The following is a 12,965-nucleotide window of genomic DNA, read 5'->3' on the forward strand; positions in this document are numbered from 1 at the left end:
TCCTTTAAAATGATATTTAAAAAGTTAAATAACTTTTTATTCCTTATTTAGTATTACTTTAGCTGCTGCTTCATCAGTAATTAATATTGTATTTTTGGGAGCAATACTGAGATATGCTTTGATAGCTTCTCCCTTAGACATGCCGCCAGCAACAGCATATATAAATTCTTTGCTTTCTAAATCTTCAAGTTGTAATCCAATAGTTTTTACTTTTTGAACTACATGACCTTGAGCGTCAAAATAATATCCGAAAGCTTCTCCGACGGCTTGATGATGTTGAAGTCTTTCAATCACCTCATCAGATGATTGTCTACGATGCGCCATCTTCAGCGCATCACCAATACCGTGTATTGTTATATTTGCTTGTTTAATCTTTTCTAATGTGTGCACAACTGATGGTTCCATCAGTAATGTATTATATGTTGATTCGCTTACATTATCTGGTACATATAGGGTAGTATAATACCCACCACTTTGTTGTGCCATACTTGCTGCAATTGTATTTGCTTGATAAACCATATTTTCACCAAGACCACCACGTGCCGGAACAAAAAACACATTAAATGGTAATAAATGCATTGCTCGGCTAACATTAGCCATTGTTGATCCGCCTGTCACTGACACAATTGCATCTTCATACAATATATCTTCTAGTAAATGACCTGCTTGTCTACCCATCTCAGACTTAACTTCTTCATGCATGTCAGAATTTCCAGGTATGACATATACTTCTTTAACTCCAAAGTTGGACTTAATATGTTTAGCATAATGATTATCATCTTTATACACTTTAAAGTAATCACTTAATTGATTAAGTACTTTTGTACCTTCCTCGGTGATTTCCATACCAGTTGATTTTACTTGTATAAGATTTTGCTTTTTTAATATGTCTGTTTCTGTTCTTAAGACTCTTTCTGTAATATCCATATGTTCGCTTAAACTTCTACGCCCAACAGGTTCATTATTTGAAATTGTCGTTAAGATAGAGAAACGTCGATACATTTTATCAACTAAGTCAGGAACCAACTTTTGTTGTAGTTTAATCAGGTCTTTCACTACTACCTTCCTCCTATTTTTCTCAAAAGGTAATCGAGAGTTAGAGGGGGTTTGACTTTTTTTGTCCCAGGTGGGACAAAATTCAACCTCTTTACAATTGCAATACTACTATTGTCGTTATAAAAAAGCAAGCGAAAACCCTTATTATTTTAAATAATCTGTTAAATATTTAAAATAGGGTATAGTAAATGCAATAGAGTTAACTTTATAGGTTTTTCAAAAATGATGAATTATAATTGAAAATTAACTAGATAGGAGGAATTACTTTGAAATATAAAGACAATAAGGATATAGAAGTTTTAGATCCTTCTGATAATAGATATAAAGATGATGACTATTTTAAAAAAGAACAAGAATATCGAGATATGTCTGAACATCACAATACAATACGATATCACTATGGTTGTGGTTGTCCTTTTGGTTGTTTCTCTTCCATTTTTATATCGATTGTTCTTTCAATTATCTTAACGTTCTTGCTCAACTGGATATTTTAAAAAAACCTAGAGATACACACATGGTAAAATGTGTATATACCTAGGTCTTTTTTTATTCTTCGTTTGAAGATCTCTGAGATTGTTGGGTATTACTTTTTGATTCTGAAGTTGTTGAACTAGATGATTGTGTTTTAGGCTCGGCAGTAGATGGTTGCGTCGTTGATTTTTGTGTTTGTGATGATTGATTTGTATTAGCTCGTTCTTGTGTAGTAGTTGTGTCATTGTTACTTGAATTATGTTGTGATGTTTCAGTTGAAGCATTAGAACGAGAAGATTGACTTGACTGAGTGCTTTCAGTTGATTTATTTGTTTCTTCTTGCGTTGCTTTTTCTTGAGTTTGTGAGTTTTCTTTTTGTTGAGTACTTTGAATTTGATTTGTACTAGGTTGTTTTGTAGGTGTTTCTTTAGAAGATTGTTGTGTTTGTGCTGTTTTACCTTGATTAGTAGGTTGTACTCTTATTGAATTACTTTGCTCATTAGAATAGTTATCAGTGACATTTGGATTTTTTACATTATCTAATTTATTTTCCTTACTATTATTTGTATTGTTTTCACTTGTTGTATTTTCTTGCGTACTTTCTTCGTTCTTTTTATCACTTTCAGTATCTTTATCTTTCTTATGTTTATGTTCTTCCGTTGATTGATTATTTAAACGTTCATTGACTCTGTTTGAATTATCTACAAAAGCAAAAACTGCAAACACTAATCCACCAAGTAATAGAAGCACAATAAGTGTACTAATTATTTTAGAAATACCACTCATTTTTTTCTTTTCATGTGCTTCATAGTCTTTAAGATTTCTATTTTTTTTTGACATGGACTCCCTCACTTCTTAATTATCTATTCATCCTTTAATATAGCAATCTATTTTACATTATTTCCTTTTAAAAAAATAAAAAAACACTTAAGTACATATATAAATGAAATACTCATTCAATTATATATGATAACATCATATATAAATAACTACACTATCAATATAAAGTGAATTTTGGAGTGACAAAATGAAAAAAGATACTTTTAACACATTATTTAAACATCATTCAAGCAATAAAATTAAATCTATGATGTTAAGTAATGATGATTTTGATGAAAGTAAAAATTCAAAATTTGATATATTAATTGGCATTTTAATTCCTATAATCATATTATTCTTAATCTTATTTATAAAGTAATATAATAGAAACTTGAAAGAGAATAGAAAGAAATTAAAATGACTTTTGTTTTGTATATTATTAAAGGTATAAACATACTTTTTAAATATTCTACTATTCTCTATGGCAAAGCTATACTTATATTATAGCTAAATTTAGGTAAATTTAATGACCGTATTTTCTAAAGTTAATGACATATTATTGAATAAATCTTGAATGCTTTTTGAGCATCTTTCTCTACATTGTCATTAAAAAAATTTATTTTCTTTATAAAAAATGAGGTGTTAGTAAATGAAACAATTTTTAATTACTGGTGGAACTGGAATGGTAGGTAGTCATTTAGTAAATGAAATTAAAAAAAGAGAGGCTCATATTACAATTTTAACCCGTAGTGATAAACAAAGTGATGAGCCTAAGATTACGTATGTTAACTGGTCTAAAAAAGGATGGGAAAATCAAGTGCCAGATATTGATGTAGTTATTAATTTAGCAGGCGCTACATTAAATAAACGTTGGACACCCTCTTACAAACAAACGATTATGACAAGTCGTATTCAATCGACTGAATCTTTAGTTCATTTATTTGAGCAACGTCAACATAAACCTGAAGTGCTTTTTAATGCAAGCGCTATGGGTTATTATCCTCCAAGTTTATATCGAACTTATACAGAACAATATCAAACACTTCCTTTTGATTTCCTGTCAGATGTCGTTTATCAATGGGAACGATTTGCTCGTCGTTTCGAAAATTTTGGTACACGTGTTGTATTAGGAAGATTTAGTATGATTTTGTCTTCTGAAGGTGGCGCACTTCAAACGATGAAACTACCATATAAATTCTACGTAGGCGGTAAATTAGGTTCTGGACATCAATGGTATTCTTGGATTCACATAGATGACTTAGTGCGTGCGATTTTATTTACAATTGACGAATCAAATGCAAAAGGTCCATTTAATATGGCTTCTCCAATTCCTGAACGTCAAAATTTATTTGGTTATACGCTTGGACGTACGATGCATAAACCACATGAAACGTGGGTGCCATCATTAATTATGCGTGCTGTACTAGGAGAAATGTCGACAGTAGTTCTCGATACTCAAAAAGTCTTACCTAATAAATTAGAAGCATTAGGGTTTAATTTTAGGTATAATAATTTAAAAGTTGCACTTGAAGACTTAATTAACGAATAGTAATTGGAGATTTAGTGATGAATGACAACAAGTTAACGTATATCTTACTACTTATCGCTAGTATATTTTTAATTTTAAATGGTGTCTTTGCTTTCGAAAAGAGTATCATTATGGTACTTTTATCTTTTTTCTTTATTATTATAGGATTATTATTAGGGTTTGTAGCTATACAATATTTATTAAAAACTAAAAAACCATAAAAAAGGAAGAGCATCAATGCTCTTCCTTTTTTACATATTAAACAATTCTATTTACATATCTTCAGGTTGCATTACGTGATCAATTAAACCATATTCTTTTGCTTCATCAGCAGTTAAGAAGTTATCACGATCAGTATCTTTTTGAATTCTTTCAATACTTTGACCTGTACGTTCAGCTAAAATACGATTTAATTTTTCACGTGTTTTTAAGATATGGTTAGCAGCAATTTCAATTTCTGTCGCTTGACCTTGAGCGCCACCTAATGGTTGATGAATCATAACTTCAGCGTTTGGTAAGGCAAAACGTTTACCTTTTGTACCAGCTGCTAATAAGAATGATCCCATTGACGCAGCCATACCAATACAAATTGTTTGTACATCTGGTTTAATGTGTTGAATTGTATCGTAAATAGCAAATCCTGCTGTTACACTACCACCTGGAGAATTGATGTATAAATAAATATCTTTTTCAGAATCTTGAGCTTGTAAGAATAATAATTGTGATACAATTGAATTTGCAACATTATCATCAATTGCTGAGCCTAACATAATAATGCGGTCTTTTAATAGACGAGAATAAATATCATATGCGCGTTCACCGCGATTTGTTGTTTCAATAACTGTAGGAATTAAATTCATTATATTTCCTCCTTGTAATTAACTGTTATATTTATTTTACAACAAAAGTCAAAAATGGTCAAAAATAATACTTCTACTTTTATTTGACGTTGCTTTTTATAATTTTATACACTATTCATATATTCAAATTGTACTGTTAATTATATATTTAGTACAGAAATTAGTTTTTATATTATACTCCTCGTAGTGTAATGGATAACACGTAAGATTCCGGTTCTTAAGATAGAGGTTCGATTCCTCTCGAGGGGGCTATTATTAAGAAATAGGATGAAACGTTATATTAATGTTTCATCCTATTTCTTAAAACACATTTTATTTTATAATTCGACTTTTTCTCCATTTCTAATTTTATCAGCGAGTTCATTTAATTTTCGTAAGCGATGATTTACTCCTGATTTAGAAATAGGCCCATTTGATATCATTTCTCCTAATTCTTTCAAAGAAATTTCTTGATGTTCTACTCGTAATTTTGCAATCTCTCTTAAACGATCAGGTAAATTATCTAAACCTATTTCTTCATCAATTAATTGAATGCTTTGTACTTGTTTCATAGCTGCACTCACAGTTTTATTTAAATTAGCTGTTTCACAATTTACTAATCTATTGACAGAGTTTCTCATATCTCTCACTATTCTTACATCTTCAAATTTTAATAGTGCTTGGTACCCCCCTATCAAACTTAAAAACTCAGAAATTTTCTCCGCTTCTTTCAAATAAGAAATACTTCCTTTTTTTCGTTCTAAATGCTTAGCATTCAGTCCATAACTGTTCATTAGTTTAGTTAATCCCTCAGCATGTCCTTCATATTGAGAAAAAATTTCTAAATGGTAGGAAGAGGTTTCTGGATTATTTACTGATCCACCCGCTAAAAATGCCCCTCTTAAATAGCTTCTACGCATTTCATCATCTTTAATCATACTCGCATCAATGTCATGAACGAAAATACCATTTTTTAAAATACCTAATTTATCAAGTATTTCTTTAGCACGTACTTTAGTTCGACAAATGTAGATATTATTCTTTTTTAATTTCATTTTTTTTCGTACTAAAATTTCTACTTCGACATTAAAAATACGCTTAATTAATGAATATATTCTTCGAGCCGTAGTCGCATTTTCAGTTTGAACATTAATTACAAATTGTTGATTAGATAAACTGAGTGCACCGTTCATCCGAATCAAAGCGCTAAGTTCAGCTTTAGCATTACTTTCATCGACTTCAATGCGGGTCAATTCATTTTTCATATCTGATGCAAAACTCATTGATGCTCCCTCCTTTTCTCATCATCATTATTATATGTAATTAACATCTCAAAATATATAACACTCTATATCAAATTATTTTTAAATTCATTAAAATTTATTTTTTAGGTTTAAATTGAATTGTACTTGTTAATTCAAGTGCTAAATCATATACAAGTTTAGCAAGTACCTTTGTATTATGACGAACAAAGACATGGTCATAAATTTCTACAAGATTTTTAGAAGTAATCATTTTAATATTATTTTCTGTTAATTTTATTTTATTCGTACTTACAGGATGAGCATTACGTTCTTTATATCGTTGAAGAATCTGTTCATCAAATGCATCATTACTACAAATAACATAATCAATAAATGGTTCACCAGCATGTTGATGAATAGCTTTAACATGATCGTAGACATCATAATCATTTGTTTCTCCTGGTTGAGTCATAATATTAGAAATGTATAATTTCGGTGCTTGTGAACTTATGATTGCTTTAGAAATACCTTCAATACACAAATTTGAAATTACACTTGTATACAGTGAACCAGGACCTAGAACAATTAAATCCGCTTCTTGTAAAGCATCAACGGCTTCCTGCATGGGTTCTACATTAGATGGTTCTAAATAGACACGTCGAATTTTTTTATTTTTTTTAGGTATTTTAGATTCACCTTTAACAATCTCACCATCTTCTAAAACAGCATTTAACATAACATTAGTATTAGTAGATGGAATCACTTTTCCTTTAATGTTTAAAATTTTACTTAATTCTTTCACTGCATGACCAAAGTCATTTTTTATATTTGTAAGTGCTGCAAGTAATAAATTACCTAATGAGTGACCTTCAATTTGATGTTCTTCAAAACGATACTGAAATAATTCTTCTAGAATTGGTTCTGCATCACTTAGCGCTGCAATGACATTTCTAATATCTCCTGGAGCAGGAATAGACATTTCATCTCTAATTTTACCTGTACTACCACCATCATCTGCAACTGTAACAATAGCAGTAATATCTATTGGATATTCTCGTAACCCTCTAGCTAGTACTGAGAGTCCTGTGCCTCCTCCGATTAGTACTACTTTCAACTGTTTCATTTCTTCACGCCACTTTCAATATGTGCATCTCTATGATGAACATACACATTATAATCAAATATATCATTTAACTCTTCTCCGATACGTTTAGCTAAGGCTACAGAGCGATGTTGTCCGCCAGTACAACCTATTGCTATAACCAGTTGTGATTTACCCTCTTTTTTATAGCCTGGAATCATAAAAATAAGTAAATCCATTAGTTTTTCAAAGAAAGTTTCAGTTTCTTTCCATTTCATCACATAATTATAAACTGCTTCATCTTCTCCAGTCATCGGTCTCAAGTCTTCAACATAATATGGATTAGGCAAAAAGCGTACATCGAATACTAAATCAGCATCTTTCTGAATACCATGTTTAAATCCAAAACTAGTTACATTAATACTAAATGAATTCATTTTTTCATCGGCGAAATGACGTTTGATTCTTTCTTTTAATTCTTTAGGCTTTAACTCTGTAGTATCAATAATATAATTCGCTATTGATCTAATATTTGAAAGTAATTGTTGTTCTTCTAGAATTGAATCAATTAAAGACATTTGACCATTTTGATTTAAAGGGTGCGCTCTACGTGATTCTTTATATCTAGAAATTAATTTTTCAGTTGTAGCTTCTAAAAACATAACATCTACAATAACATCATTTCTCGTTTTAATTACATCAATTTCATCTATAAGTGATTTAAATAACTCTTTTCCTCTTAAATCAATTGCAATTGCTACTTTTTGAAGTGAAGGGTTACCTTGCTCCATTAACTCCACAAGTTTAGGTAGTAATATAGGTGGTAAATTATCTACACAGAAAAAGCCAATATCTTCTAAACATTGAATAACTAATGATTTACCAGCGCCAGACAATCCTGTAACAACTAATAGTTCACTTTTGCTCATTTCATCATTTATTTGATTAACCATTCTAAGCACCATCCATTTAAGCATACATGTATTTATATAACATCATAGCATATATTTTTACCTTGCTAACAATTTGTATCGACTTTACTGCTAAGAAAAAAGCTAGTAATAATACTTCTATCAGAAGTGATTATTCTAGCTTTAATTAATTCCTTAAGCTTCTTCTTTATCTTTTAATTCTTCGATATAATCAATTGCACTTTGTGCAGCAATACTACCATCACCTGTAGCAGTTACGATTTGACGTAATCCTTTATCTCTCACGTCTCCAGCTGCAAAAATCCCTGGTACAGAAGTAGTCATATCATCTTTTGTAATAATATAACCCATATCATTTGTAATACCTAAGTTATTAAATGGTGCTGTTAAAGGTTTCATCCCAATATAAATAAATACACCGTCTGCATCTAACGTTTGTTCAGACGCATCTTTTGTTGAAACTAACGTTACAGATCCAACTTTTCCATCTTTTTCATTAATTGATTTCAAAGTGTGACTCCAAATAAAATCAATTTTTTCATTTTTAAATGCACGATCTTGTAGAATTTTTTGGGCTCTTAATTCGTCTCTTCGGTGAACAATTGTTACTTTATCAGCGAATTTAGTAAGGAATGCGCCCTCTTCTACCGCTGAATCGCCTCCACCAATAACAAATATATTTTTGTTTTTAAAGAATGCACCATCACATACTGCACAATAACTTACGCCACGGCCACCTAATTCTTGTTCACCAGGAACACCAATTTTTTTATATTCTGCACCTGTTGAAATAATCACTGCTCTAGCTGTTATAGTTTTATTTCCTAGATTAATCACTTTGTGATCGCCATTATCTTCAATTGATTTGATATCTCCATATTGATAAGAAGCACCAAATTTTTTCGCATGTTCAAACATTTTTGTTGATAAATCTGGACCTGTAATCATTTCAAACCCTGGAAAATTTTCAACTTCTTCCGTATTTGCCATTTGTCCTCCAGGCATACCACGTTCAATCATCACTGTATTTAGATTTGCACGTGATGCATAAACTGCAGCAGTCATTCCAGCTGGTCCAGCCCCAATTATCGCAACATCAAAATCTACTTCGTTCATTTTTATACCTCCTACGTTTATATTAATACGCGCATTATATAGTATTATTTGCTTTTCATAAATTTATATGCTCAATAATTTATCAATTGCGTTATCTAATTTATATCTTGTAGTATTAAAAATTTCAATGATTTTCTTTTTAGTTATACGCTTTTTATGATAACGGTAATATAAATAAACATGTGCCGCAATATATCTATTTAACTCTTTAAAATTAACGCCTTCAACGATTAAAGCTTCTCCTTTATCAATCCAAGTGACAAATAATTCTGTATCAAACGATAGTTCTTCAACGTCATACATTTTCTTTAATCCTTTATGAATAAAATCAAGCTTATTTAAATGTAATCCTTGAACTAAGTAAGTTAAATATAACTTTTCATAGTCATTCATGTTTTCCAATACTGACCAAATGTCTTCAGTCATTAGTATTTCTTTTCCGTTTAACTGATTTAATAAAAATACGCCATATAATCGATAATGACTGTCATCATCTAATAATAAAGGTAATATTTTTTGTTCAAATGTATATTTACTTTCTTCTAATACCCATGGGGCATACCCCACATCTACTTCAGAAATTTGCAATAATTTATCCCAAAATAATTTACTTTGTTTTTTATTTCCTAAGTAATAATAGTTATAGCTTAAAGCATTAAACATTTGAATTGAAACAAACTTACCCTTTTTATATAAAGGTAATAAAAGTTGTTGAGACGCTTTGTACTGTTTGAGATAACTTAGTACAATACCTAACTTAAAACTTTCATCTTCGTTCATCGGCATCACTTTATTTAATATTTTTATATATTTGTGATACTTCTCTGTTTCATTAGTATTATATAATAGCAATGTATAATGACAGAGTGCATGTACATCCGAGTTATCTTCAGCAAGCAATGTTTCGAATAATTCTTTAGCAATCTCATATTCACTCAAATAAAGATAACACATTGCTAGTAAATTTCTAATAACGCGATGCGACTGAATATCATCGTTTTGTTTTAAAATATACGTTCGTGCTTCTTGTAAACGTCCTTGAGCGAATAAATATTGAAATAATAATTGAACTGCAAATAATTGTGCTTCCATTTCAATTTTATTTTCTTCAATATAAGAAACTTCGAACATTTTTTCTAATTCTTCTCTAAAAGAATCATCATTTGATAAAACTACATAATTAATACCAAACAAGAAGGCCTTGTTTGGCTCGTTAAGTTTAATATTCAGTTGACTCAATTGATAATAACTTTCTGCTACATTATGATCATTTATAATGCTTTCATAAAACATTTTTTCTGCTTTTTTATTCAAATTCAATTCATTTAAACAATCGGCATACTTAAGTCTTATATCAAAATCTTCAGGTGACAAATCTAGCACATTTCTATAATATTCAGCTGCTTTTCTATAATCTCTCTGTTTATATTTTTGATCTGCCATCTTTCGATAAAAATTCTCATCAAAAGTCATTGGAATAATTTTTTGTTCCTTTCGTGCCATGCTTTGTCACCACTTTCTTATTTATTATGAATTTGCATGGGGTTTCCAAAAGCAATAGTATCATCGGGAACATCTTTAGAGACGATAGTACCTGCTTTAATTATAACGTTATGACCGATTTTCACCCCAGGTAAAATGGTCACATTTGCTCCAATTAAAGTATGAGAACCAATGTCCACTCGTCCATAACGATACTCATTTACTAAAATTTCATGCGTTAATATTGTTGTATTATAACCAATAACAGTATTACTGCCAATAGATATTAACTGGGGATGAAAAATATCAGGCATTACCTTATAGGCAAATGCAGTTCGTTCCCCAATTGACATCTTCAAGAAATGAATATAAATATAACGTTTTACATTTAAAAAAGGAATAAAGCGACTTATTTCTATTATTACTGTATTTTTTAACACTTTAGAAAAACGAACAAATTGGTAAATGCGCCATAAGGGATTCATCGACTGTGTATTAATAATAGTTAATCGTCTCATTATTTTACCTTCACTCTTGAATTCCAAGTTAATGGTCCAGCATTTTTATAAATAACTGGTTGATGTTTGATTCGACGATAGATAATTAAAATAATACCCATAATCATTAAAATAACTGAAACAAGTTGAGCTACGCGAATATGACTTGTTAACATTAAACTGTCTGTTCTTAATCCTTCAACAAAGAAGCGTCCTATTGAATACCAAATGAGGTATAATGAAAATGTTTCTCCAACGCGTAGATGCTTTCTAAGAGTAATTAGTATAATAAATCCAAGTATATCCCAAATAGATTCATATAAAAAAGTAGGATGATAGTATACGCCTTCAATATACATATTTCGAATAATAAATTCTGGAATATGCATGCTTTCTAGAAATGTTCTTGATACCGGTCCACCATGAGCTTCATGATTCATAAAATTGCCCCATCGCCCTATACCTTGAGCTAATATAATACTTGGCGCAACAATGTCTCCAATTTGAAAAGGATTAAGATTTTTCAATTTACATAGAATAATTCCAGTAATAAAGCCACCTATTAATCCACCGTGAATAGCTATCCCGCCATGCCAAATTTTAGGTATTTCTGATGGATTTTCCATATAATAAGGCCATTGAAATATAACAAAATAAATTCTTGCAACTAGAAATCCGAAAATTGCACAATAAAAGATAATATCTACTAATGTATCTTTATGTAATCCTATAGATTTCAAGCTTTCTTGAGCAATAAAATATCCTATTAATATTCCTACTGCAATAATAATTCCATACCATTTTATCGATAAAGGACCTATATCGATAGCAGTAGGATTGATATAATTCAAATTAAAAAGCATATACTATTTCCCTTCATTCTGATTCCCATTCTTGATAATTTCTTCATTCAAACGTTGATTAAATTCTTCAGCTGTATTAATACCCATGATATTTAAACGATAATTCATTGCAGCTACTTCTATAATAACAGCAACGTTTCTTCCTGGTCTTACAGGGATTGTTTTTTTAGTTATTTCTGTATCTAAAATCTTTAATGTTTCTTCATTTAATCCAACGCGATCATATAATTTATTCTTATCCCAATTTTCAAGATTTATATTTAACCGTATTTGTTTTTGGGTTAGAATTGACCCCGCTCCAAATAAAGTCATGACATTGATAATTCCTAGTCCACGTATTTCTAATAAATGTTCAATTAACTTAGGTGGTGTACCAACCAATTCGTCTTTCGTAATTTCACGGATTTCAACATTATCGTCTGCTACTAAACGATGACCTCGCTTTACTAATTCTAATGCTGTTTCACTTTTTCCGATGCCAGAATCTCCTGTAATTAATACTCCTACACCATATACGTCTACTAAAACACCGTGTAGAGAGGTCGTTTTAGCTAACTCATGTTCTAAAAATGTCGTTAATCGACTCATTAAACTTGTTGTAGCATCTTTAGAAACAATCAAAGGTGTATCCATTTCTTGAGCCGCTTCAATCAGTTCTTGAGGTGGCTCTAATCCTCTTGTCACAATAATTGCTGGCGTTTCAGGACGACATAATTTTCTCATTCGTCCCCGTCTTTCTTCATCTGGTAATAAATTGTAAAATGATAATTCAGTGGTACCTAATAATTGAATACGATTTGCTGCATAATGAGAAAAATAACCTGCCATTTCTAAACCAGGTCTAGAAATATCAATGTTTTTAATCGTTTTATTTAATCCTTTTTCTCCAGTAAATAGCTTCAGTTTTAATACTTTAACCAATCTATCTGTCGTTAACATGAGTTCACCTCAAAATTCCCTTGAATTAATTCATCTCTTATCATATCAAAAATATAACAATATGTTATATAAAAAGAGGCTGGGACATAAAGTATCTG

Annotated in this window: 15 protein-coding genes and 1 tRNA gene; 5 read left to right on the forward strand and 11 right to left on the reverse strand. The window is 30.4% G+C overall.

Going from position 1 to position 12,965, the window contains the following annotated elements; translation table 11 throughout:
• Positions 1–36 precede the first annotated feature (36 nt).
• On the reverse strand, positions 37–1,056 hold the full coding sequence (locus HMPREF2647_RS03215) for a sugar-binding transcriptional regulator (protein WP_070585869.1): 1,020 nt from the start codon (positions 1,054–1,056) through the stop codon (positions 37–39).
• 266 nt (positions 1,057–1,322) lie between these two features.
• Between HMPREF2647_RS03215 and HMPREF2647_RS03220 the strand changes: the two genes are divergently transcribed.
• The gene (locus tag HMPREF2647_RS03220; RefSeq protein WP_049415386.1) at positions 1,323–1,550 is read left to right on the forward strand and encodes a hypothetical protein; all 228 of its coding nucleotides are present in this window, start codon (positions 1,323–1,325) and stop codon (positions 1,548–1,550) included.
• A gap of 52 nt (positions 1,551–1,602) precedes the next feature.
• Here the strand turns inward: HMPREF2647_RS03220 and HMPREF2647_RS03225 are convergent, their stop codons facing one another.
• Entirely contained in the window at positions 1,603–2,367 is a 765-nt protein-coding gene (locus HMPREF2647_RS03225; RefSeq protein ID WP_049415388.1) for a DUF4887 domain-containing protein, read from the reverse strand.
• A 187-nt stretch (positions 2,368–2,554) separates the two neighbouring features.
• Here HMPREF2647_RS03225 and HMPREF2647_RS11270 point away from each other — a divergent pair, with 187 nt between their 5' ends.
• The 3 genes from HMPREF2647_RS11270 (at position 2,555) to HMPREF2647_RS03235 (ending at position 4,095) form a co-directional block, all read left to right on the forward strand.
• Complete coding sequence (locus tag HMPREF2647_RS11270) at positions 2,555–2,725, forward strand: hypothetical protein (RefSeq protein ID WP_176743803.1); 171 nt, start codon at positions 2,555–2,557, stop codon at positions 2,723–2,725.
• Between the two features lie 270 nt (positions 2,726–2,995).
• Positions 2,996–3,895, forward strand: a complete 900-nt coding sequence (locus HMPREF2647_RS03230; protein ID WP_049419774.1) for a TIGR01777 family oxidoreductase — start codon at positions 2,996–2,998, stop codon at positions 3,893–3,895.
• A gap of 17 nt (positions 3,896–3,912) precedes the next feature.
• Positions 3,913–4,095, forward strand: a complete 183-nt coding sequence (locus HMPREF2647_RS03235) for a hypothetical protein (RefSeq protein ID WP_048683232.1) — start codon at positions 3,913–3,915, stop codon at positions 4,093–4,095.
• A gap of 51 nt (positions 4,096–4,146) precedes the next feature.
• Here HMPREF2647_RS03235 and clpP read toward each other — a convergent pair whose 3' ends face one another.
• A complete protein-coding gene (gene clpP, locus HMPREF2647_RS03240) occupies positions 4,147–4,734 on the reverse strand; it encodes an ATP-dependent Clp endopeptidase proteolytic subunit ClpP (RefSeq protein WP_017175911.1) in 588 nt (195 codons plus the stop codon).
• Between the two features lie 177 nt (positions 4,735–4,911).
• Between clpP and HMPREF2647_RS03245 the strand changes: the two genes are divergently transcribed.
• Positions 4,912–4,983, forward strand: a tRNA-Arg gene (locus tag HMPREF2647_RS03245).
• 68 nt (positions 4,984–5,051) lie between these two features.
• On the opposite strand, the gene whiA is transcribed toward HMPREF2647_RS03245, so the two are convergent.
• From whiA to hprK, 8 genes are all read right to left on the reverse strand, one after another.
• The gene (gene whiA, locus HMPREF2647_RS03250; RefSeq protein WP_049419775.1) at positions 5,052–5,996 is read right to left on the reverse strand and encodes a DNA-binding protein WhiA; all 945 of its coding nucleotides are present in this window, start codon (positions 5,994–5,996) and stop codon (positions 5,052–5,054) included.
• Positions 5,997–6,093: 97 nt separating this feature from the next.
• Complete coding sequence (yvcK, locus tag HMPREF2647_RS03255; protein WP_019834951.1) at positions 6,094–7,080, reverse strand: gluconeogenesis factor YvcK family protein; 987 nt, start codon at positions 7,078–7,080, stop codon at positions 6,094–6,096.
• Positions 7,077–7,991, reverse strand: a complete 915-nt coding sequence (gene rapZ, locus HMPREF2647_RS03260) for an RNase adapter RapZ (RefSeq protein WP_017175914.1) — start codon at positions 7,989–7,991, stop codon at positions 7,077–7,079. The genes yvcK and rapZ overlap by 4 nt, the downstream gene beginning before the upstream one ends.
• 153 nt (positions 7,992–8,144) lie before the next feature.
• Positions 8,145–9,086 carry a thioredoxin-disulfide reductase gene (gene trxB, locus HMPREF2647_RS03265; protein ID WP_017175915.1) on the reverse strand — a complete coding sequence of 314 codons (942 nt, stop codon included), beginning with the start codon at positions 9,084–9,086 and terminating at the stop codon, positions 8,145–8,147.
• A 63-nt stretch (positions 9,087–9,149) separates the two neighbouring features.
• Entirely contained in the window at positions 9,150–10,589 is a 1,440-nt protein-coding gene (locus HMPREF2647_RS03270; protein WP_070585870.1) for a tetratricopeptide repeat protein, read from the reverse strand.
• A 17-nt stretch (positions 10,590–10,606) separates the two neighbouring features.
• Positions 10,607–11,086, reverse strand: a complete 480-nt coding sequence (locus HMPREF2647_RS03275; RefSeq protein ID WP_017175917.1) for an acyltransferase — start codon at positions 11,084–11,086, stop codon at positions 10,607–10,609.
• Positions 11,086–11,928 carry a prolipoprotein diacylglyceryl transferase gene (lgt, locus tag HMPREF2647_RS03280; RefSeq protein WP_049382074.1) on the reverse strand — a complete coding sequence of 281 codons (843 nt, stop codon included), beginning with the start codon at positions 11,926–11,928 and terminating at the stop codon, positions 11,086–11,088. Before lgt ends, HMPREF2647_RS03275 begins: the two co-directional genes overlap by 1 nt.
• 3 nt (positions 11,929–11,931) lie before the next feature.
• Positions 11,932–12,867 carry an HPr(Ser) kinase/phosphatase gene (gene hprK / locus HMPREF2647_RS03285; RefSeq protein WP_017175919.1) on the reverse strand — a complete coding sequence of 312 codons (936 nt, stop codon included), beginning with the start codon at positions 12,865–12,867 and terminating at the stop codon, positions 11,932–11,934.
• Positions 12,868–12,965 lie beyond the last annotated feature (98 nt).

Source organism: Staphylococcus sp. HMSC035D11, assembly GCF_001836075.1.
Lineage (GTDB): Bacteria > Bacillota > Bacilli > Staphylococcales > Staphylococcaceae > Staphylococcus > Staphylococcus hominis.